At 69.3% G+C, this 19873-nt stretch carries 20 protein-coding genes; 9 read left to right on the top strand and 11 right to left on the bottom strand.

What is annotated here, in order from left to right; genetic code table 11:
• The first annotated feature begins 7 nt into the window (after nucleotides 1-7).
• A complete protein-coding gene (locus R6V09_RS07190; protein WP_317880495.1) occupies nucleotides 8-667 on the top strand; it encodes a TetR family transcriptional regulator in 660 nt (219 codons plus the stop codon).
• 15 nt (nucleotides 668-682) lie between these two features.
• Here R6V09_RS07190 and R6V09_RS07185 read toward each other — a convergent pair whose 3' ends face one another.
• A complete protein-coding gene (locus tag R6V09_RS07185; protein WP_317880494.1) occupies nucleotides 683-1675 on the bottom strand; it encodes a GlxA family transcriptional regulator in 993 nt (330 codons plus the stop codon).
• A 96-nt stretch (nucleotides 1676-1771) separates the two neighbouring features.
• On the opposite strand from R6V09_RS07185, the gene R6V09_RS07180 reads away from it, so the two are divergent.
• Entirely contained in the window at nucleotides 1772-2410 is a 639-nt protein-coding gene (locus R6V09_RS07180; protein ID WP_317880493.1) for an HD domain-containing protein, read from the top strand.
• Nucleotides 2411-2456: 46 nt separating this feature from the next.
• Here R6V09_RS07180 and R6V09_RS07175 read toward each other — a convergent pair whose 3' ends face one another.
• A complete protein-coding gene (locus tag R6V09_RS07175; protein ID WP_317880492.1) occupies nucleotides 2457-2921 on the bottom strand; it encodes a MarR family winged helix-turn-helix transcriptional regulator in 465 nt (154 codons plus the stop codon).
• 131 nt (nucleotides 2922-3052) lie between these two features.
• Here R6V09_RS07175 and R6V09_RS07170 point away from each other — a divergent pair, with 131 nt between their 5' ends.
• Both R6V09_RS07170 and mltG read left to right on the top strand, forming a co-directional pair.
• The gene (locus tag R6V09_RS07170; protein WP_317880491.1) at nucleotides 3053-4861 is read left to right on the top strand and encodes an ABC transporter ATP-binding protein; all 1809 of its coding nucleotides are present in this window, start codon (nucleotides 3053-3055) and stop codon (nucleotides 4859-4861) included.
• Between the two features lie 43 nt (nucleotides 4862-4904).
• Complete coding sequence (mltG, locus tag R6V09_RS07165; protein WP_317880490.1) at nucleotides 4905-5750, top strand: endolytic transglycosylase MltG; 846 nt, start codon at nucleotides 4905-4907, stop codon at nucleotides 5748-5750.
• A 294-nt stretch (nucleotides 5751-6044) separates the two neighbouring features.
• On the opposite strand, the gene R6V09_RS07160 is transcribed toward mltG, so the two are convergent.
• From R6V09_RS07160 to R6V09_RS07135, 6 genes are all read right to left on the bottom strand, one after another.
• A complete protein-coding gene (locus tag R6V09_RS07160) occupies nucleotides 6045-7121 on the bottom strand; it encodes an NAD(P)-binding domain-containing protein (RefSeq protein WP_317880489.1) in 1077 nt (358 codons plus the stop codon).
• A gap of 42 nt (nucleotides 7122-7163) precedes the next feature.
• On the bottom strand, nucleotides 7164-8306 hold the full coding sequence (locus tag R6V09_RS07155; RefSeq protein WP_317880488.1) for an LLM class flavin-dependent oxidoreductase: 1143 nt from the start codon (nucleotides 8304-8306) through the stop codon (nucleotides 7164-7166).
• 1 nt (nucleotide 8307) lies between these two features.
• Entirely contained in the window at nucleotides 8308-9333 is a 1026-nt protein-coding gene (locus R6V09_RS07150) for an ABC transporter substrate-binding protein (RefSeq protein ID WP_317880487.1), read from the bottom strand.
• Between the two features lie 46 nt (nucleotides 9334-9379).
• Nucleotides 9380-10147, bottom strand: a complete 768-nt coding sequence (locus R6V09_RS07145; RefSeq protein WP_317880486.1) for an ABC transporter ATP-binding protein — start codon at nucleotides 10145-10147, stop codon at nucleotides 9380-9382.
• A complete protein-coding gene (locus R6V09_RS07140; protein ID WP_317880485.1) occupies nucleotides 10120-11013 on the bottom strand; it encodes an ABC transporter permease in 894 nt (297 codons plus the stop codon). Before R6V09_RS07140 ends, R6V09_RS07145 begins: the two co-directional genes overlap by 28 nt.
• 127 nt (nucleotides 11014-11140) lie before the next feature.
• Nucleotides 11141-11224, bottom strand: coding sequence for a putative leader peptide (locus R6V09_RS07135; RefSeq protein ID WP_315986669.1), 84 nt, complete (start codon nucleotides 11222-11224; stop codon nucleotides 11141-11143).
• Between the two features lie 122 nt (nucleotides 11225-11346).
• On the opposite strand from R6V09_RS07135, the gene R6V09_RS07130 reads away from it, so the two are divergent.
• On the top strand, nucleotides 11347-11769 hold the full coding sequence (locus R6V09_RS07130; RefSeq protein WP_317880484.1) for a secondary thiamine-phosphate synthase enzyme YjbQ: 423 nt from the start codon (nucleotides 11347-11349) through the stop codon (nucleotides 11767-11769).
• Complete coding sequence (locus tag R6V09_RS07125; protein WP_317880483.1) at nucleotides 11766-11918, top strand: hypothetical protein; 153 nt, start codon at nucleotides 11766-11768, stop codon at nucleotides 11916-11918. The genes R6V09_RS07130 and R6V09_RS07125 overlap by 4 nt, the downstream gene beginning before the upstream one ends.
• A gap of 138 nt (nucleotides 11919-12056) precedes the next feature.
• On the opposite strand, the gene R6V09_RS07120 is transcribed toward R6V09_RS07125, so the two are convergent.
• Complete coding sequence (locus R6V09_RS07120) at nucleotides 12057-12815, bottom strand: 2-phosphosulfolactate phosphatase (RefSeq protein WP_317880482.1); 759 nt, start codon at nucleotides 12813-12815, stop codon at nucleotides 12057-12059.
• 442 nt (nucleotides 12816-13257) lie between these two features.
• On the opposite strand from R6V09_RS07120, the gene R6V09_RS07115 reads away from it, so the two are divergent.
• On the top strand, nucleotides 13258-14211 hold the full coding sequence (locus R6V09_RS07115; protein WP_317880481.1) for a sugar ABC transporter substrate-binding protein: 954 nt from the start codon (nucleotides 13258-13260) through the stop codon (nucleotides 14209-14211).
• 202 nt (nucleotides 14212-14413) lie between these two features.
• Here R6V09_RS07115 and R6V09_RS07110 read toward each other — a convergent pair whose 3' ends face one another.
• On the bottom strand, nucleotides 14414-15757 hold the full coding sequence (locus R6V09_RS07110; RefSeq protein ID WP_317880480.1) for an aminomethyl transferase family protein: 1344 nt from the start codon (nucleotides 15755-15757) through the stop codon (nucleotides 14414-14416).
• A gap of 513 nt (nucleotides 15758-16270) precedes the next feature.
• Nucleotides 16271-17170, bottom strand: coding sequence for a LacI family DNA-binding transcriptional regulator (locus R6V09_RS07105; protein ID WP_317880507.1), 900 nt, complete (start codon nucleotides 17168-17170; stop codon nucleotides 16271-16273).
• Nucleotides 17171-17650: 480 nt separating this feature from the next.
• On the opposite strand from R6V09_RS07105, the gene R6V09_RS07100 reads away from it, so the two are divergent.
• The gene (locus R6V09_RS07100; protein WP_317880479.1) at nucleotides 17651-19057 is read left to right on the top strand and encodes an NAD(P)-binding protein; all 1407 of its coding nucleotides are present in this window, start codon (nucleotides 17651-17653) and stop codon (nucleotides 19055-19057) included.
• 169 nt (nucleotides 19058-19226) lie between these two features.
• A partial coding sequence (folP, locus tag R6V09_RS07095) for a dihydropteroate synthase (protein ID WP_317880478.1) occupies nucleotides 19227-19873 on the top strand: 647 nt, incomplete at its 3' end.

Genomic DNA, 19873 nt, shown 5'->3' with positions numbered 1-19873 from the left:
CTGCGTCATGAGCACGCCCAGTCCCCAGCGCGCCCGCAGCGCGGCGGCCAAGCAGCAGCGCGAGCGGGCGATCCTCGACGCCGCCCGGTCTCTCGGCACCGAACGCAGCGTGCGCGAGGTCACGCTCACGGACATCGCCGCTGCCGTGGGCATGCACAAGTCGGCGATGCTGCGGTACTTCGAGACCCGGGAACAGATTTTCCTGGCGCTGACCGCCGAAGGCTGGGAGGACTGGTCGGCGGCGCTCCGCGCGCGGCTGGGTGAACTCACCGACGGAGATCCCGGCACGGTCGCGGCCGTCCTCGCGCAGTCGCTCGTCGTGCGCCCGTTCTTCTGCGACCTGCTCGCCCAGGCGCCGTTGAACCTCGAACGCAATGTCTCGCTGCAGTCCGTGTACGAGTTCAAGACGGTCGTACTCGGTGAAGTCGCCGCGGTGGCAACCGAGTTGTGCCGGACACTCGCGATCACCGAGCGTTCGGCCATCGACGTGATCGCCACGGCCACGAGCATGGCCGGGGCGCTGTTGCAGATGGCCGCCCCGGGTACCCGCCTCCGCACGCTCTACGAGACCCACCCCGAGTTGGCGCATGCCGTGGTCGATGTCGAACCCCAACTCGCCCGCATCCTGAGCGCGTTGCTGGAAGGGATGCGGTCTACCGCGACGTGAGGTGAAACCAGGGGCTCATGGCGTGGGCGTACGGCCGCGCGTGCTGGCGAAGCGGCTGCGGTAGTGCGTCGGCGTGGTGTCCAGATGGCGGGCGAAGGCGCGGCGGAGGGTCTCGTCGGTGCCGAGCCCGCTGCGGTGTGCCGCGGAGGTGACGCTGTGGCCTTCGAGGAGAAGGTGTTGGGCACGGTCGAGACGAACCCGTTCGACCCAACGGGCGGGTGTGGTGCCGAGTTCGGTGCGGAAGAGCCGCGTCAGGTGCCGGGTGCTGACGGCCGCGGTCGCCGCCATGGCGGGCAGGCTGTGATCGGCGGCGGGGTCGGCCAGCACGGACGCGATCAGTGACCGTAGCGGATCGGTGCGCGGTGTCGGGGTGGTGGTCGCCGCGGAGAACTGCGACTGCCCGCCCGGGCGTTGCATGAAGACGACCAGCTCGCGTGCGACGTCCCGGGCCACGGCCGCTCCGTGGTCGTCCTCGACGAGAGCCAGCGCCAGGTCGATCCCGGCACTGATGCCCGCCGAGGTGACGAAGCGGCCGTCGCGGACATGGATGGCGTCCGGTTCGACGCGCACCCGGGGGTAGCGGCGGGCCAGTGTCCCGGCCTGCCGCCAGTGGGTCGTGGCCGAACGGCCGTCGAGCAGGCCGAGTTCGGCGAGGACGAAGGCGCCCGTGCACACGGACGTGACCCGTGCGGCACGGTCGGTGAGGGTGCGGGTCGTGCTCAACAGCTCATCCTCCGGGGGCTGTTGGGCCAGTCGGTCGCCCCCGGCCACCACGACCGTCCCGACCGGCCCGGCGTCGGGCGCGGTCACCGTGCCGCTCAGCGTCAGCCCGTTGGCGGCGGTCACCGGTCCGCCGCCGGGAGACACCAGCAGCAGTTCGTACGGGTGCCCGAGCTTGCCCGACTGGTGCAGCACCTCGGCTGGGCCGCTGACGTCGAGCATGGTCACGCCGTCGAACACGACGAATCCCACGCGGTGCGGCCTGCCCGCGGTCGCGGTCGCCGTCATGTCCGAATCCGTGGTTTTAGTGGCTCTGAGGACATGGCCCCAGCGTACTCCGCCGAAGATCCTGGAGGCACAGGCCATCGAGGAGAGGGAAGAACGATGAGTGAAGTGATCGCAGGCGTGGAGATCCCGGACACCGCTCTGGCGCGGGAGGCGACCGAGCTGGTGCGCGAGGCCGCGTCGTCGTTGCTGTTCGACCACTCCCGGCGGGTGTTCCTGTGGGGCGCCCTGCGCGGCCGGGAGCAGGGGCTCGGCTACGACCCCGAACTGCTCTACGTGGCCGCGATGTTCCACGACCTCGGGCTCACCGAGAGGTTCCGCCGGACCGACCAGCGCTTCGAGATCGACGGCGCCGACGAGGCCCGCCGGTTCCTGCACGCGCACGGCATCACCGGTGAGCCGGCCGACCGGGTCTGGACGAGCATCGCCCTGCACACCACACAGGAGATCCCGCTGCACATGTCGCCCGAGATCGCCCTGGTCAACCGGGGAGTGTCGCTGGATGTCGTGGGCGTCGGCTACGACGCCGTCCCCGACGAGCAGCGCGCGGCCGTCGTGGCGGCGCATCCCCGCCCGGACTTCAAGAACGGGATCCTCGCCGCTTTCACCGAGGGCATCAAGGACCGCCCCGAGACCACCTTCGGCAACATCAAGGCGGACGTACTGGCCCACTTCGTGCCGGGCTTCGTGCGCGGCGACTTCGTCGAGAAGATCAAGGACTCGAACTGGCCCGAGTGAGAACCGGCCCGAGTGACACGCCGTCCCCGAGGAACCGGGCCCGCTTTCAGCAGGAGCGCCCCTGCGGCTGTCCTTCGTGCACCCCGTCGACCAGCGTGTCCAGCAACGTCCGCAACACCTCGCGCTCCACATCTGTGAGCGGCGCGAGGATCTCGTCCGCGGCGCCCCGCCGTGCGCTGCGCAGCTCGCTCAGCGCCTTGCGGCCGTCGTCCGTGATCTCGATCCGGATGACCCGCCGGTTCGACGGGTCGGGCACTCGTCGTACCTTGCCGCTAGCCTCCAGGCCGTCGACCAGCGTCGTCACGGCACGCGGCACCACCTCAAGGCGCTCGGCGAGGTCGGCCATGCGCGGCGGCGAGCCGAAGTGCGCGAGGGTGCGCAGCAGCCGGGACTGGGCCGGGGTGATACCGAGGTCGCGCTGCTCCAGATGGCGCTTCTGGATGCGGTGCACCCGGCGGGTGAGCCGCAGCAGCTGCTCCGCGAGGAGGCCGTCGGAATCGGGGGTGGTCATGCGGGAACAATATCAGGACCTTGTTCATTGTGAGTATAGGTAACAATGAGCTATGCTCCACCAGGCCTCATTTCTCCACGAGTTCTGAGCGCCCGACCAGTCCTGATCGCCTCACCATCCCGTAGGAGACCATGCCCCGCGACGAAATCAACTGGACACCGTCCCCCGGCACCTCGACCGACCAACCCCGGCAGGTGCGCCGCATCCTCAAGCTCTTCAAGCCCTACCGTGCCCGGCTCACTGTCGTCGGCCTCCTGGTCGGCGCCGCGTCCCTGGTCACCGTGGCGACCCCGTTCCTGCTGAAGGAGACGCTGGACGTCGCCATCCCGCAGGGCCGCACCGGACTGCTGAGCCTGCTCGCGCTCGGCATGATCCTGAGCGCCGTCCTGACCAGCATCTTCGGCGTCCTGCAGACCCTGATCTCCACGACGGTCGGCCAGCGCGTCATGCACGACCTGCGCACGGCGGTCTACGGCCGGCTGCAGCGCATGTCGCTCGCCTTCTTCACCCGGACCCGCACCGGCGAGGTCCAGTCCCGCATAGCCAACGACATCGGCGGCATGCAGGCCACCGTCACCTCCACGGCCACCTCCCTGGTCTCGAACCTGACCAGTGTGGTCGCCACGATCGTCGCGATGATCGCCCTGGACTGGCGGCTGACCGTTGTCTCGCTGCTGCTGCTCCCGGTCTTCGTGTGGATAAGCCGCAGGGTCGGCAACGAACGCAAGAAGATCGCCACCCAGCGCCAGAGGCAGATGGCCGAGATGGCCGCCACGGTCACCGAGTCGCTGTCCGTCAGCGGCATTGTGCTCGGCCGCACCATGGGCCGCTCCGACTCGCTCACCCGGTCCTTCTCGGAGGAGTCCGAGGGCCTGGTCGACCTGGAGGTCAGGTCGAACATGGCGGGGCGCTGGCGCATGGCCGTCATCTCGATCGTCATGGCCGCGATGCCCGCCGTCATCTACTGGACCGCCGGAATCGCCCTCCAGATGGGCGGCCCGGACGTCTCGATCGGCACCATCGTCGCCTTCGTCTCGCTCCAGCAGGGCCTGTTCCGCCCGGCCGTCAGCCTGCTGTCGACCGGCGTCCAGATCCAGACCTCGCTGGCGCTCTTCGCGCGCATCTTCGAGTACCTCGACCTGCCGATCGACATCACCGAACGCGAGAACCCGGTCCACCTGGACAGCATCAAGGGCGAAGTCGCCCTCCAGGAGGTCGAGTTCCGATACGACAGCAACGACAAGCGCCGTCCCATCCTCGACGGCGTCGACATCACCGTCCCGGCCGGCAACAGCCTCGCGATCGTCGGCCCGACCGGCGCCGGGAAGTCGACCCTCGGCTATCTCGTGCCCCGGCTCTACGACGTGACGGGCGGCCGGGTCACCCTCGACGGGGTCGACGTCCGCGACCTGGACTTCGACACGCTCGCGCGTGCCGTCGGCGTCGTCTCCCAGGAGACGTACCTCTTCCACGCCACGGTCGCCGACAACCTCCGCTTCGCGAAGCCGGATGCCACCGACGAGGAGCTGTACGCGGCGGCGCGGGCGGCGCAGATCCACGAGCACATCGCGGGCCTGCCCGACGGGTACGACACGGTCGTCGGCGAGCGCGGCCACCGGTTCTCCGGCGGCGAGAAGCAGCGTCTGGCCATCGCGCGCACGATCCTGCGCGACCCGCCGGTCCTCATCCTCGACGAGGCGACCAGCGCGCTCGACAACCGCACCGAAGCCGCCGTCCAGGACGCCATCGACGCCCTGTCGGCCAACCGCACCACGCTCACCATCGCGCACCGCCTGTCCACCATCCGCAGCGCGGACCAGATCGTGGTCCTCGACTCCGGGCACGTGGCGGAACGGGGCACGCACGAAGAACTGCTGGAACTGGACGGGCGGTACGCGGCCCTCGTACGCCGGGATGCCCAACTGGAACCGACAAGCTGAAGATATGCCGGGTTTGTGACGATATGCGGGTTACCGTGCCCGCATGCAGATGAACACTCCGCCACGGAGCACGATTCGACTGACCCGCCGGGGCCGGGTCGCCCTCATCGCGACCGGGGCCGTCGTGGCCGGTACCGCCGTGGCGGTGCCGCTGCTCAGCCTGGAAGGCGAGGGGGACACACGCCCCACCTCACTGGTCATCCCCGAGGGCTGGCGCTCGGGCCAGATCTACGAAGCCGTCGACAAGGCGCTCGCGCTCCCGGTCGGCACCACGAAGAAGTCGATCCCGAAAGCCGGTCTGAAGCTGCCGAACGACGCGGAGGGCAACCCCGAGGGCTACCTCTTCCCGGCGACCTATCCGCTGAAGGGGAAGCCGACGCCGGAGTCGCTGCTGTCGTTCATGGTCAGCACCGCGAACCAGAAGTTCAACGGAGCGCCGGTCGCCGCCGGCGCGCAGCGCAACGCGATGAACGTCTATCAGGCGGTCACCATCGCGAGCATCGTGCAGGCCGAGGCGGCGTCCGAGGCCGACATGGGGAAGGTGGCCCGGGTCGTCTTCAACCGTCTCGAACGCGGGATGCCCCTGCAGATGGACTCGACCATCAACTACGCGCTCAACCGCGCGACGTTGAGGACGACCTCCAGCGACACCCGCCTCGACAGCCCCTACAACTCCTACCAGCGCATGGGCCTGCCGCCCACCCCGATCGACAACCCGGGCGAGGCCGCGATGCGCGCCGCGATCAACCCGCCCCCGGGCGACTGGCTGTACTTCGTCACGGTCAAGCCCGGCGACACCCGCTTCGCCGCCACCTACGAGGAACACCAGCGCAACGTCGCCGAGTTCAACGCGGCCCAGAAAAGCGGTAGCCCCCAGCCCACGAAGTGACCCGCTCGGGACAGCGTCAGACGGCGACCGGCTCCCCGGCCGACAGCCGTCTGACGTCCCGTGGGCCTGTGCGGAGGCGTTTGCGGACGGTCTCTGCAATGGGCGGGGTGGTGTTCAGCGGTGGCTGCTTTACCGGCGCGGAGTTGCTCGATGTCGCCCATGGCCGCGTGGCCGGCGCTGTAGATGCCGCTTGCAGGCAGCCAGTGGCCGACGAGTCGGAGGCGCGGATCAGTGACGGCATGCGCGCTCTCGCCGCCTCCGCCCCGCCCACGAAGTGTCCCTGCCGGGACGACATCAGACCGCGACCGGCTCCCCGGCCAACAGCCGTCTGATGTCCCGTACGGCCGCACGCCCCGCGCGGTTGGCGCCGATGGTGCTCGCGGAGGGTCCGTAGCCGACCAGATGGATGCGCGGATCGGCGACCACCCGGGTGCCGTCGAGGCGGATGCCGCCGCCCGGACCGCGCAGCTTCAGCGGTGCCAGATGGTCGATCGCGGCCCGGAACCCGGTCGCCCACAGGATGACATCGGCGTCCACATGCCGGCCGTCGTCCCAGTCCACGCCCTCGGGTGTGATCCGGTCGAACATCGGCTGCCGGTCCAGGACGCCGTCCGCGACGGCCTGCCGGATCGCGTCGTTCAGCGGCAGCCCGGTCACGGAGACGACACTTCTCGGCGGCAGCCCCTGCCGCACCCGCTCCTCCACCAGCGCGACGGCGGCCCGTCCCACGTCTTCGTTGAACGGCCCCTCGCGGAAGACCGGCGGGCGCCGGGTCACCCACGTCGTCGCCGCCGCGTACGGCGCCAGCTCCATCAGATGCTGCGTACCGGACGCGCCTCCACCCACCACGACCACCCGCAGCCCGGCGAACTCCTCGGGCCCCGGGTACTGCGCGGTGTGCAACTGCCGTCCCCGGAACGTCTCCTGACCCGGATAGCGCGGCCAGAACGGCCGGTCCCAGGTACCGGTCGCGTTGATCAGCGCCCGCGTCGACCACGTACCGTCGGACGTCTCGACGAGCAGCCGCCCACCCTCGCCCTCCCGTACCGCCTTCACATCCACCGGCCGCCGCACCCGCAGGTCGAAGGCGCGCTCGTAGGCGGCGAAGTACTCGGCGATGACCTCGGCGGACGGCCGGGCCGGATCGGCGTCGGTGAGTTCCATGCCCGGCAGCGCGTGCATCCCGTGCACCTTGCCGTACGTCAGTGACGGCCACCGGAACTGCCAGGCGCCGCCCGGCGCGGGCGCGTGGTCCAGCACCACGAAGTCGCGCTCCGGCTCGAAACCGGTGCGCCGCAGGTGATAGGCGCCGGCCAGTCCTGCCTGCCCGGCGCCTATGACGACCACGTCGACCTCACGGGTGTTGTTCACGTTTCTACGAACAGCACCGGGGTCATGGATCTTCCCGCGCGCTCAGCGCCCGCTGCCCACCAGGAACGGCACACCCGCCCGCGCCGGCCCCTCGACCAGCCCGCGCGCCGTCAGCTCGGGAATCACACCCTCGCCGAACCAGTACGCCTCCTCCAGATGCGGATACCCGGACAGCACGAAGTGCTCGACACCCAGCGCGTGGTACTCCTCGATCAGATCGGCGACCTCGGCATGACTGCCCACGAGCGCGGTGCCCGCGCCACCCCGGACGAGACCGACCCCCGCCCACAGGTTCGGGTGGATCTCCAACTCGTCGCGTGAGCCGCTGTGCAGCGCCAGCATCCGCTGCTGGCCCACCGACTCGCTGCGCCCGAGCGCCGTCTGCGCCGCCGCGATCGTGTCCGCGTCGAGGTCGTCGAGCAGCCGGTTCGCGGTCGCCCACGCCTCGGCCGACGAGTCCCGCGAGATGGTGTGCAGCCGTACCCCGAACCGCACGTCCCGCCCCTCGCGCTCGGCCAGCCCGCGAATCCAGTCGATCTTCTCCTTGACCTGCGCGGGCGGTTCTCCCCAGGTGAGATACACGTCCGCATGCCGGGCGGCGACCGGCCCGGCCGCTGCCGAGGACCCACCGAAGAACACCTGCGGCACCGGATCGGGCGGCAGCGCGGTGAGCCCGCCCTCGACCTGGTAGTGGACACCGTCGAAGTCGTACGGCTCTCCCCGCCACACTCCTCGTACGACCGACAGGAACTCGTCCGTACGGGCATACCGCTGATCGTGGTCGAGATGGTCGCCGAAGCGCCGCTGCTCGGCCGAGTCGCCGCCGGTGACGACATTGAGCAACAGCCGTCCCCGAGTGAGGCGTTGATAGGTCGCCGCCATCTGCGCGGCCAGCGTCGGCGAGATCACCCCGGGCCGGAACGCCACCAGGAACTTCAGCCGCTCGGTGTGCTGGGCCAGTGCCATGGTGGTCAGCCAGGCGTCCTCGCACCAGGTGCCGGTCGGCGTGAGCACCGCCTCGAAGCCCAACTGCTCGGCGGCCTTGGCGATTTGGGTGAGGTACTCGATGTCCGGCGGGCGCACCCCGCGGACCGCCCCCGCGCGGTCCGGCCCGTAGGCGTGCCGGTCGACGAGCGTGCGGCCGTCGCCGCCGGTCGGCAGGAACCAGTGGAGACGGACGGTCATGTCACTTCTCCTTGTAGACGCGCGGCGCGGTCGTCGAGGCCGGCAGGCTGCCGTTGAAGCGGGTGTCGACGAACTCGGCGAAGTCGACCTCGCGCGGAATGAGCTTCAGGCTGGTGAAGGTGTCCGCGATCCGCTGCTCGGAGGCGATCAGCGGCTTGTCGACGGCCACCGAGATGCGGGAGGCGTTCGTGCGCTTCACCGAGGCCAGCGCCACCGCGTACGGCAGCCCGGTGTCCTTCGCCCACACCTTGGCCCACGCCTCGGGGTGGTCGTAGACCCAGTCCTGTGCGCGTCGCAGCCGTTCCAGATAGTCCTTGATGGCCGCGGCCTTCTTGCTGTTCCCCAGCGCGGAGGGCGCCGCCACCTGGAAGTTGAGCCCGTTGACCAGACCCTGACCGGTCGTCAGGATGCGGCCCTGCTTCGCCTGGAGGACCTGCGAGGTGTACGGGTCCCAGACCGTCCACGCGTCCACCTTGCCGCTGGTGAACGCGGCCAGCGCGTCGGCCGGCTGCAGGTACTTGACCTTGACGTCGCTCAGGGTGAGCCCGGCCGCCTTGAGGGAGGCGATCAGCTGGAAGTGCGCGGACGAACCCTGCGCCACTGCAATGGACTTCCCCTTCAGCTGCTCGGGTTCGGTCAGCTTGGAGTCCTTCGGCACGAGGATGGCCTCGCCCTGGGAGTTGCCGTGCGAGGCGGCCACCACCTTGATCTTCGAGCCCGCGCCCGCCGCGAACACCGGCGGGGTGTTGCCGACGGCGCCGATGTCGACGGCCTTGGCGTTGACGGCTTCCAGGAGTGGCGGGCCGGAGGTGAACGTGGACCACTTGATCTTGTAGTCCAGGTTCTTGAGTTCACCGGCGGCCCGCAGCACCGCCTCCGAACCGCCTTTCTGGTCACCGACGTTGAGCGTGAGGGAGCCCTTGCCGTCGGTGCCGGTCGAGGTCTCGGCGGCCGAGTTCCCGTCGCAGGCGGTGAGCAGGAGGGCGAGGGGGAGGAGCAGGGCGGCGGGGACGAGGCTTCGTCGCATGACGGATGATCCGTTTCTCGGTAACTGGGTTGACGCGTGGGGGAGTTCAGGCGGCTTCGGCGGCGGTGTCGACGCCGAGGCGTTGCAGGAGTCCGGCGCGCAGTTCGGCGAACCGGGGGTCGGTGATGTCGCGCGGCCGGTCGAGGTCGATGTGCTGCTCGTGCGCGATGACACCGTCGTCCATCACCAGGACCCGGTCGGCGAGCAGCACGGCCTCCTCGACGTCATGGGTCACCAACAGGACGGCGCAGCCCCGGCGTTGCCACAACTCGCCCACCAGCCGCTGAGCCTTGATGCGGGTGAGGGCGTCGAGCGCGCCGAACGGCTCGTCGAGCAGCAGCAGATCGGGCTCGCGCACCAGGGCACGGGCCAGCGAGGCACGCTGTGCCTCACCGCCGGACAGCGTCTTGGGCCAGGCGTCGGCATGGTCACCGAGTCCGACCTCCGCCAACGCCCGCTCCGCGACGGCCCGTTCGGGCTTGCCGGGCAGTCCGAGCAGGACGTTGCGCCACACCTTCTTCCACGGCATCAGCCGGGGCGCCTGGAACGCGACGGCCTTGCGGCGCGGTACGAGGACGGTGCCCTCGATGTCCCGGTCGAGCCCGGCGAGGATGCGCAGCAACGTGGACTTGCCACAGCCGCTGCGGCCGAGCAGCGCCACGAACTCGCCCTGCCGTATGTCGAGTTGAAGCTTGTCGATGACGGGGCGGCCGTCGAAGGAGCGGGTCAGTCCCTCGACCCGTACCGCTTGCGTGGTCGTCGGCGCCGCGGTCGCCGATCGGGCGGTCACCGGCCCGTGAACGTCGGTCGCCATTGCAGCAGCAGCCTTTCGAGGGTACGGACGAAGAAGTCGGCCAGCAGGCCGAGGAAGGCGTAGACGATCAGGCAGACCACGATCACGTCGGTCTGCAGGAAGTCCCGCGCCTGCACCATGAGGAAGCCGATCCCGGCGTCCGCGTTGATCTGCTCGGCGAAGACGAGCGCCAGCCAGGCGATACCGAGGGAGTAGCGCAGCCCGGTCATAGCGTTGGGCAGCGCACCGGGCAGCACCACGTGCCGTACCAGCCCCCAGCGCGACAGCCCCAGAGACTCCCCGGCCTCGATCAACTGGCTGTCCACGCCCCGGATTCCGGCGTAGACATTGAGATAGAGCGGGAAGGTCACACCGAGCGTGATGATGGCGACCTTGGGGGCCTCGCCGATGCCAAACCAGATGATGAACAGCGGGATCAGCCCGACGAAGGGCACGGTCCGCAGCATCTGCACGGGCGCGTCGACCAGGTCCTCGCCGATCCTGAACAGACCGGAGACGAGGGCGAGTCCGGTGCCGATGACGGTGCCGAGCAGCAGGCCGACGGCGACGCGCTGGAGTGACGTCGTCATGGCCGAGGTCAGTGAACCGTCGGCGACCAGATCCCAGCCGACATGTGCGATCCGTCCGGGCGAGGCGAGCACGTCGGAGGTCAACACGCCTGTGCCGCTGAGGAGTTGCCACAGGGCGAGCAGCACGAGGGGGCCGGTGGTGCGGCGCAGCCAGCGGGGGACACGGGTGCGGCGGGAGGAGGTGGGGACGAGGGGGACGAGATCGAGTGGGGAGTGCTCGTCCGCGTCGGCCTTCGAGGTGGATATAGGGGAAATGTCGGCCCCGGAAGGATCGGGTGGGGCATGGCTGATGCTCATGGGTGCTCCACGGAGTGGGGGAGAGCGGCCGGTGAGAAAGGAGATACGCCTCAACGCCGCCGCGTCACGACGATGTGCACGGGCGCGGCGGAGTGCGGAGAAAGAGGGGGTGAGGCGGAAGAAGGCGTCAGCAGCCGCGGCAACACGCGGCGGAGGCCACCCGCAGCAGGTCGATGTGACCGCGCGTGGTGAGCAGAACTGAACGCAACATGCGGCCGAAAATAGGTCAGATGGCGTGCCACGGTCAACGGTGTCTCGCGGACTGGACCCCTCGTATCACAGGCCGGTCGACCGGCCGGGTGGGCAACCCGACGGATGGGTCAGGATGGGAGCATGTCAGCTGCCTTCACCACCCGAGTCCTGAACGTCGCCACCGGCTCCCGGGAGCGGGTCATGGATCTGACCCGCGACTGCGAGGCCTTCCTGCGGGAGGCGGCGGCCGGCCGTGACGGCCTCCTCAACGTCTTCGTCCCGCATGCCACCGCGGGCGTCGCGATCCTCGAAACGGGAGCCGGCAGCGACGACGACCTCCTCGCCGCGCTGCAGACCCTCCTCCCCGCCGACGACCGCTGGCAGCACCGGCACGGCAGCCCCGGACACGGCCGCGACCACGTCCTCCCGGCCTTCGTACCGCCGCACGCGACGCTGCCGGTGCTGGGCGGGCGGCTGGAGTTGGGGACCTGGCAGTCCGTCTGTCTGGTCGATACGAACAGGGACAATCCCAACCGTCAGGTGCGGTTGAGTTTCCTGGGATGAGCCGGATCGTCTCACCCGGCGTACCGCCTCTGGTTGCGCCGACCCGCGATCTCGGCGCACAGGCCATGGAGAGCGACACCCTCCGCCTGTCCTTCGCGGTGCAGGCGAGCGAGGGCGACCGCGCCGCGCCGATGAGGGACAAGCCATGACCGTCGAAGCCCAGCAGGGGTCCCTCCGGATCGGTGGAACGCTGCGTGACACGCACACCGTCGGCATTGTCCGCGCCGCCGTGGTGCTCGTGGCGGAAGCACGTCTCACGGCCTGAACCGCCCAGCAGCATCGTGCGGTCAGCCGGCGCCGACGAAAGCACCATTGGTGAGCACCGGCACCACCTGGCTGACGTCCAGCTCCGTGGCGACAGCGACGTCATCGGCGAACCCAGCCGCACCGAGCTCGCGCCCGGACGAGCTGGGGGCGACGGCGGCGCCGGGATCCGGGGTCCCGGCGAAGGCCGCCGCGGCCATGGCGGCTTCCGGCGAGGGCGCCTCACCACCGCACTTCAGCAGCGCGGCGACCACCCCTCCGGCGCCGAGCAGGTCCTCAAGCGCCGGTCGAAGGCTGCCATCGGGCCAGTGCTCACCTGCGGCAATCACTCCAACCGGCTGGTCGTTGGTCCCGAGGCCATGCGCGGCGAGCCACCGTGCGACGGCGGTCGCATTCCGCAAGGCAGCGGCGACCACGGTGGAGCCGACGGCGGCCGTTGCCGCGATCGCCGACCCCTTGGGCGACGGCAGCACCGGACGCGGGGTAAACGGAGCGCGTCGCAACGCAGCCGGAGACAGCGACCACGGCGAAGCCTCGGTCACCGCCCGTCGCCCCACAGCCAAAGCGGCGCCCACCTGCTCGGCGAAGCCCACCGCGGACTCGTCCCGCCAGCGATACGGGAACACCTGCGTTCCCGCTTCGATCGCGACAGTCACGGACGTGGTGAACGACAGCACGTCGACGACCACCAGGCAGGCGACATCACCCGCGAGCCGTTCCGCCCCCGCCGGGCCCCACTCGACGCGCACACCATGACCGGCCTGCACAAAGACATCGCCCATAGCCGGCGGTCATGTCGGCAGAGGCTGACGCTGAGCCATAGGCCTTCCCTTCGGAAGAGCTGCGCACTTCCTTATCGGCAGCCCGGTCGTCGTCGCGAGGTGCGCATATACGAGCATGCACGGAGCGCAAGCAAAGATTGCACTACCGTGTCCTCGCCTCCTGAGATCTGCTCTGTTAGCTTCCGCCTGCGTCAATTCGGCTGTTGCGACTGCCCCGGTCTCCGCCATGCCAATCATGCAAGTCATGCAGAGAAGGATTTCTGCATGGGTGCTAGAACGTTCAAGTGTCATAGTCGGGCAAATGTTGACGAAAGTGAGCCTCGCGAGAAAGGGATGGATGCCACATCTGTGCCGGCGGACCACGGAGCGAACAGCTCCCAGGAATTTCCACTGCTGTCTGCCTTGACAACGAAGTCATGTGCAGCAGAAAGGCTCCCTACTCATGCCCATATCCAGCAGGCGACTGCTCGCGACCGCCGTTGGCCTCAGCCTCTCGACAGCCGGATGCAGTCTGGTTCCCCACGACACCACCCATTCCACGGACCCGGTCGTCCTGGGGTTCATCAACGGGGGCACCACTTCGTTCCACACCTGCCTGCAGACGGCGGTCACGGAGACCACATCGAACAACCTCGCAAAAGTGCTGACCGCTGACTCGAACGGGAGCACGGCGGCGGAACTGCGCAATGTGAAGGACATGATCGCGCGCAAGGTCGACGCCATCATTCTGCTCAGTGTGGACGCCAGCGCTCTCGATGCCGACATTGCCGCAGCGCGAAAGGCGAAGACACCCATCTCGCTGATCGCGGTGACGCCTGCGGACGACAGTGAGATCCTCGGTGCCGTCATCAGTAACTTACCGGGGATAGGCAAGCTGGACGCCCAATGGGTCGACGAAGACGCCTCCGGAAAGTCCGCCACGGCCGTTGTCATCTCCGGCGACGGGAGTACGTCGTCCAACCTGATGGTCGGCGGATTCACAAAGAACCTGGCAGACAATGTGCGGGTAGTGGGGAATGAGCGGGGCATGTTCGACCGGGCGACGGCCAAGGCCGCCGCGGCCAGGCTGATCCAGGCTCACCCCGACATCCAGTACGCGTTCGTCGCCAACGAGGACATGGCCTTCGGCGCGCGCGAGGCGTTCGACGCGGCGGGCGCTCGCAGCGTGAAGATCGTGACCGTCAACGGCACCGATCAGGGGCTCGCCGCTCTCAAGAACGGGAAGTTCGCGGCGACGGTCTCCAACTCGGTCCAGGACCTGGGGGCACTGGCGGTGACCCACACGCTCGGCCTCCTGCGCAAGGAAGAGAAGGACAAGATCGCTCACATCGACGCTCGTCTGGTGACCAAAGCCAACGCGGACACTGCGTCCCTGTATTGCGACACGAATGGCTGACCGTTCAATCAAGGCGGTGGTTCCCCGGGCCGGCAGGCCGTCGACGGGGGTGTCCTGATCGCTGCGCCGGGGCGTGTCCTCGCGGAGTCGTACGGACGGGGGTATCAGCCAGTGGTGGTGCGAGCGGGGCACCAGGCGGGAGCCGCCTGCCTGGTGCCCCGCCCCGCAGGGGGAGGGAGAGGGCCGTCGGAGCGGACTGCTGTCAGTGCTTGTCTCCCGCGAAGGGCCTGCGGGTGACGGTGGCGCGGATGGTGGTCTGTGAGTGGCGTTCGACGGTGGGGTTGGCGGAGCCGCCGTCGGGCTCGCCCCAGACCAGTTCGACCTGCTGTCCGTACCGCACGTCGTCGTCGATCATGACGACGGAGATCCAGCCGCGGACGTTGGACGTGTAACTGCACAGAGTCGAGAGGCCGACGAGCCGGCCGTTGCTCTCGACGCGGTCGAACTGGGAGGCCGCGTAGAAGGCGGCGGGCATCTCGATGTACTTGAAGCGCCGATCGCCCTGCTCGTACTGGGAGGCGAAGACACGGGCGACGTCGTCGCGGTGCCAGGCAAGCCACGCCTTGCGGCGGTGCTTCTCGCTCTTCCGGCGCTCCAGGGCCTCGCGGCCGATGAAGTCGTGGTCGAACTTGAGAATGTGGCCGTAGCCCAGGTCCCAGGGGGTGACGTAGTAGTCCTCGACACGGTCGGAGGCGAAGCTGCCGCCGAGCGAGAGGTTGGCCTCGAAGGTCCTGACACCGAGCCATTCGCGGTACGTCTTCATACTCTCGCCCGAGTACACGGCGGGGACGGTGTTGGCGATCCAGCCGGACTCGGTGGCCACGGAGGCGTAGGCGCGGGCACCGATCTGACGGACTCCGAAGGGCTCGCCGGCTTCCAGGATGGCGTCGCGGACGTCGTCGATGTGCTCGTAGGGGCCGAAGAACTCAAGGCCGGGGAAGCCGGACATACGGTGGTTGAGCGCGGTGACCTCGTGCTTGCCGATGTTGAACTGACCCATGCTGAAGAACGGGATGTCCGGCATGGGACCGCCGTTGACCTTCTCGAAGATCGCCGAGGCGTGCGGACCCTGCAGTTGGAGGCGGAAGAACTCGCGGCCGTTCGGGTTCTGCGCGGTGCGCTCGTCGCGGCGCAGGGTGACGTCGTAGCCGCCGGTCTCCGCGTGGAACTGGACCCAGTTGAGAGCCGGCGGGCGGCCGACGAGCCGGACGTGGTTGTCGGCGAGGCAGAAGAGGATGCAGTCGCCGATCATGTAGCCGTCGTGGTTGACCGCGATGAACTGCTTGGCCTTCATCGGGCCGAAGCCCTGGAATGTGTTGGCGCCGACATCGGCCAACAGCCGGTAGCAGTCGGGTCCTTCGACGGTGAGGTCGGTCATGTGGTGGGACAGGTCCATCAGCGCCGCCGAGTTGCGCCAACTCTCCTGCTCGTCACGCCAGTTGGTGAACTCGGCCTTGATCGGGAACGGGTAGGCGCCGGATCGGCCGCTGCGCAGCAGGCCCAAGGGGCCTCCGGCCGCCTGGAGTTGGTCTTCGAGGTGTGCCATCGGTTTCTCCATGTCGTCGCGATGCGTGGGTGAGGCGGTGGCAAAGGCGTGGCCGACCGTTCTGGTGGCGGCAGGGGCGAAGCCGTTTGCGGCGCCTGGCGTCGTGAGTGACCCGGCTCGGGGGTGTCGCGGCTGATGGGTGCAGCCCGGGCGGGCACGCCGGAGGGGTGGAAGGTCCCAGCCTCCGCCGGCGAGGTGAACTGTACGGTACGGTACACCTTTGTTGTGCTCAAGGGCCGGGCGCGGAATTTCTGGAGCGGATGACCGACGGCGGCGGGCCACAGGTCACGTGCCGGATCGTACGAGCGTCGGATCTGCGCTTTTCCAGGTCGACTCCGTCGACCCGGCCCGTGGAATCCACGTCGCCGTCTTCATGATCACCGCGGGTGAAGCACGTACCTCCTGGGAGACAACGCGCGGCGCACGGTCATGATGCAGAGCTCAGCCCTGCGACGGAGACCGCAGTCAACGCGACGGTACGGCGAAGCCGCAACCGTGGAGTGGTCCGCCCCGTCAGATCGACTCGCGAACGACGACCCGCGCAGGCGGGGGCTCCAGACCACTGGTGTCGAGCCCCAGGGCGAGCCGGGCGCTGAGCCGGCCGTGAGCCTCGCCGTCGACATTGATCGTGGTCAGCGAGGGGACGACGTGTTCGCCGTAGCCGTTGTCGTCGAAGCCGATCACGGCCGTGTCGTCCGGCACGCGTCGGCCCAGGTCGCGCAGGGCGGTGAGGACGCGCAGGGCCACGTCGTCGTTGAAGCCGGCGATCGCGGTCACCTCGGGGGCTTGAGAGAGGAGTGCCGTGACCGCGTCGGCGCACGTGGGCCGGTCATGGGGGGCGATGAAGGACACCGGAGTGGGGATGCCGAGGTTCTGCGCGGCATGCCCGGTGAAGCGAAGGCGGGCCGCGGCGAGCGGTGACTCGGTGTCCGGCAGCGCCAGGGCGATGCGGGTGTGACCGTGGTCGACGAGGTGACGGAGTTGGAGAGCGGTGTGGGCGGCGAGACCGTTGCGCCAGCCGCCTCCCAGGTCGTCGAGGGCGTGACCGGTGAGGTACGTCTCGCCGAAGCGGATCACCGCGCGGGGGACGATGACGTCGAGGATCTGCTGAGTGGACTGCGCGGTGTGGTGGCCGTGCCGGACCAGGAGGACATGGTCGTGGGCGGCCAGTTCCGTGTCGAGGCCGTGGATGTAGCTGCGGGAGTACGCGCCTTCCATGCCCGCGTCGATGTTCAGGACGACGACCCGCGAGGTGCCTTCACGCAGTGCTCGCGCCACACCGTGCGGAACGTAGCCAAGAGTTCGGGCCGCCTCCTTCACCCGGTCGCGGGTGGCGGCCGAGATCGTCTGGTGAGGGTCGTTGTTGAGAACGAAACTGACGGTGGCGCGAGAAACACCGCTCGCCGCGGCCACGTCGTTCAACGTGACTCTTCTGGAAGTCCCCATCACCCTGCTCTGACGTTGTCGTGCGCACCTGAGTCCCAGCGACACGGCGTTCACCCATTGTAAGGAGGTCGACGGAAGCCGAAGCGCGGGCGGCTACGGGACGCCGAGTGCGCCGGTTCTGTCGGATCGAATTGCCTTGCTTCGTACGGCACTGAACCGTACGGTACGGCGCGGCGGGGGACAGGAGCCTGAAGCGGGCCCGTATCGGGAGTTCCGCGTCCCTCTCTACCCTCGCGGCGTCGCTCCGAGCCGTCTTGAAAAGACGGGCGAGGGGTGGTACGCCGCGGCGCCATCGGAAAGCCGGCTGTGGCTCCCCCCGTCGGTCATCCTCGACGATCACCGTCGGCCGAAGGCCAGTTGACGACCGGCTTGGCTTCCCGGGCGGGCTCCAACCGGTCGGCTGCCCATCGGCTCACCCGTCATCTCTCAAGGCAGGACGGCAACCCCATGACCTCGAATCCGACGCATGACGCGCATCACGGCCCTGCCCCTTCGTACGTCGTGATCGGTGACACGCACCTGGCCGGCCGGGTGTGCAGTGCCCTGCACACCTCGTGCGACGCGGTGCGGCACCTCCCGCGTCCACGTGACCCCGAATTGCGCGCGGCGCTGGCCCCGCGGCCGACGGGCGTGGCTGTACTGCTCCACGACGACGTCGCGGCCCTGCGCTACGCCCTGGCCGTCGCGCACGTCGCGCCCGACGTACCTCTGATCGTCACGATCTTCGATCGCACGATCGCCGACGAGCTCGCGCGCCTCCTGCCGCAGTGCGATGTCACCTCGCCGGCCGACCTCGCGGCGCCGTCACTGGCCGGCCCGTGCCTGGATCCCTCCTTCGTCGCCGCTCGCCGGCACGGAGGGTGTGCCCAGGTCGTCCGAGAGCGTGACGGCGTCCTGGAAGCAGAGGAACCAGACCTGCCGGGGCAGTGGCGTCGCCGGTACCGCAGAAGGTGGGTCGGTCTCCAGCTGCGCTCCCACGATCCGGGCACCCGGCTGCTCGTCCTGGGCATGCTCGCGATGCTCGTCGTACTCGCCGTCGACTGGGTGTGGCTCACGGTGTCCGGTCATCGCCCGTCCGAGGCGCTGTTCGAGGCCGCCCGGGTGGTGGCCGGCGTCGGTCCGGCTGCCGCGCCACCTGATGCCCACGGCTACCAACTCTTCGCCGTCCTCGCGATGTTGAGCACCGTCGTCTTCACCGCGTGCTTCACCGCGGGAGTGGTAGAGCGGATGCTCGGTCCGCGCCTGATCGGGCTGATCGGTCCGCGCACCCTGCCCCGCGCGGGGCACGTCATCGTGGTGGGGATGGGCCAGGTCGGCATGCGCCTCTGCGTCGAGCTGCGCGCACTGGGCATCCCCGTCGTGGGCGTCGAACGCGACCCGCAGGCCGCCACCGCGCGGCTGGCGCGCACCCTCGGCGTTCCCGTCATGGACGGTCACGGCGGCGACCGCCATGTACTGGAACGGCTGCGTATCGGTCACGCCCGGGCGCTGGCCGCCGTCGGCTCCGACGACCTGGACAACGTGGCCGTGGCCCTCGCCGCCCACGGCGTCGCGCCGCACATCCGCGTGGTGATGCGTGCGGGGGAGGACGACGCCATCGCCGAGACGCGCTCGCTGCTGCCGATGGGTGTCGTCCGTGACATCACCGGTCTGGCCGCCGGTTATGTGGTCGCCCGGCTGCGCGCCGAGCCGGTCGGCGACGTGGTCGCCCATCGCGACGAGATCCGGTTGCGGGACACCTCCGGCGTCTGGCGCCGCAGCGCTCTGGTCGGTCACGACCGCTGCACCCACGTCGAGGGGAGGCGTCAGACGTCAGGCGACGAAATTCGACCGCCAAGGGCTAGAACGATTTAGCCATCCGTTGTAACGTGTTCGCTATATCGATTTAGCTTTTCCAGCTCGCAGGGCGTACCGCCCGCAGGCGGAGGAGGTCGTTCGACCGATGATCGACACGCGATGCGCAGTTGCGCAGCCACCCCCGGACGGCCCCGCCGGGCTTCCACGACCCGGCCGGTGCCTGGTGATGGGCATCTTGAACGTGACTCCGGACTCGTTCTCCGACGGTGGCCGGTACGCCGAGACCGGACGGGCCGTGGAACGGGGTCTGAGGCTTGCCGAGGACGGCGCGGACCTGGTGGACGTGGGCGGTGAGTCCACCCGGCCGGGAGCCGAACCCGTCCCGGTGGAGGCGGAGTTGGCCCGTGTGGTGCCGGTGGTGCGGGAGCTGGTGCGTGCGGAGGTGGCCGTCAGTGTGGACACCATGCACGCGGCGGTCGCCCGCGCCGCGATCGAGGCCGGCGCCTGCATGGTCAACGACGTCAGCGGAGGGCTGGCGGATCCCGCCATGGCCGCCGCCGTCGCGGCGGCCGGGGTGCCGTATGTGGCGATGCACTGGCGTGCGCCCAGTCGTGAGATGGACCGTCACGCGGTCTACGGCGACGTCGTCGGCGACGTCACCTCCGAACTGCTGCGCCGCGTGGAGGCACTCACCGCGGCCGGAATCGATCCGGGGCGCATCATCATTGATCCCGGATTCGGGTTCGCCAAGCGTGCGACCCACGACTGGGAACTCCTCGCTCATCTGCCAACCCTGCGGGCCACCGGGTTCCCGGTGCTGGTGGGGGCGTCCAGGAAGCGTTTCATCGGTGCCGCGTTGAGCGACCGGGCGGG

The sequence above is a fragment of the Streptomyces sp. W16 genome (genome assembly GCF_033194735.1).
Classification (GTDB): domain Bacteria; phylum Actinomycetota; class Actinomycetes; order Streptomycetales; family Streptomycetaceae; genus Streptomyces.
The sequence above is the reverse complement of the archived record's forward strand: the minus strand, read 5'-3'. Positions and strand labels throughout refer to the sequence as shown.

What these genes read in the sequence shown, in the direction of transcription:
- R6V09_RS07170 (WP_317880491.1), top strand. Translation starts at nt 3,053, where the DNA reads ATGCCCCGCGACGAAATCAACTGGACACCGTCCCCCGGCACCTCGACC.
- R6V09_RS07130 (WP_317880484.1), top strand. Translation starts at nt 11,347, where the DNA reads ATGTCAGCTGCCTTCACCACCCGAGTCCTGAACGTCGCCACCGGCTCC.
- R6V09_RS07155 (WP_317880488.1), bottom strand. Translation starts at nt 8,306, where the DNA reads ATGACCGTCCGTCTCCACTGGTTCCTGCCGACCGGCGGCGACGGCCGC.
- R6V09_RS07125 (WP_317880483.1), top strand. Translation starts at nt 11,766, where the DNA reads ATGAGCCGGATCGTCTCACCCGGCGTACCGCCTCTGGTTGCGCCGACC.
- R6V09_RS07120 (WP_317880482.1), bottom strand. Translation starts at nt 12,815, where the DNA reads ATGGGCGATGTCTTTGTGCAGGCCGGTCATGGTGTGCGCGTCGAGTGG.
- R6V09_RS07115 (WP_317880481.1), top strand. Translation starts at nt 13,258, where the DNA reads ATGCCCATATCCAGCAGGCGACTGCTCGCGACCGCCGTTGGCCTCAGC.
- mltG (WP_317880490.1), top strand. Translation starts at nt 4,905, where the DNA reads ATGCAGATGAACACTCCGCCACGGAGCACGATTCGACTGACCCGCCGG.
- R6V09_RS07150 (WP_317880487.1), bottom strand. Translation starts at nt 9,333, where the DNA reads ATGCGACGAAGCCTCGTCCCCGCCGCCCTGCTCCTCCCCCTCGCCCTC.
- R6V09_RS07145 (WP_317880486.1), bottom strand. Translation starts at nt 10,147, where the DNA reads ATGGCGACCGACGTTCACGGGCCGGTGACCGCCCGATCGGCGACCGCG.
- R6V09_RS07175 (WP_317880492.1), bottom strand. Translation starts at nt 2,921, where the DNA reads ATGACCACCCCCGATTCCGACGGCCTCCTCGCGGAGCAGCTGCTGCGG.
- R6V09_RS07190 (WP_317880495.1), top strand. Translation starts at nt 8, where the DNA reads ATGAGCACGCCCAGTCCCCAGCGCGCCCGCAGCGCGGCGGCCAAGCAG.
- R6V09_RS07100 (WP_317880479.1), top strand. Translation starts at nt 17,651, where the DNA reads ATGACCTCGAATCCGACGCATGACGCGCATCACGGCCCTGCCCCTTCG.
- R6V09_RS07110 (WP_317880480.1), bottom strand. Translation starts at nt 15,757, where the DNA reads ATGGCACACCTCGAAGACCAACTCCAGGCGGCCGGAGGCCCCTTGGGC.
- R6V09_RS07140 (WP_317880485.1), bottom strand. Translation starts at nt 11,013, where the DNA reads ATGAGCATCAGCCATGCCCCACCCGATCCTTCCGGGGCCGACATTTCC.
- R6V09_RS07180 (WP_317880493.1), top strand. Translation starts at nt 1,772, where the DNA reads ATGAGTGAAGTGATCGCAGGCGTGGAGATCCCGGACACCGCTCTGGCG.
- R6V09_RS07185 (WP_317880494.1), bottom strand. Translation starts at nt 1,675, where the DNA reads ATGACGGCGACCGCGACCGCGGGCAGGCCGCACCGCGTGGGATTCGTC.
- R6V09_RS07135 (WP_315986669.1), bottom strand. Translation starts at nt 11,224, where the DNA reads ATGTTGCGTTCAGTTCTGCTCACCACGCGCGGTCACATCGACCTGCTG.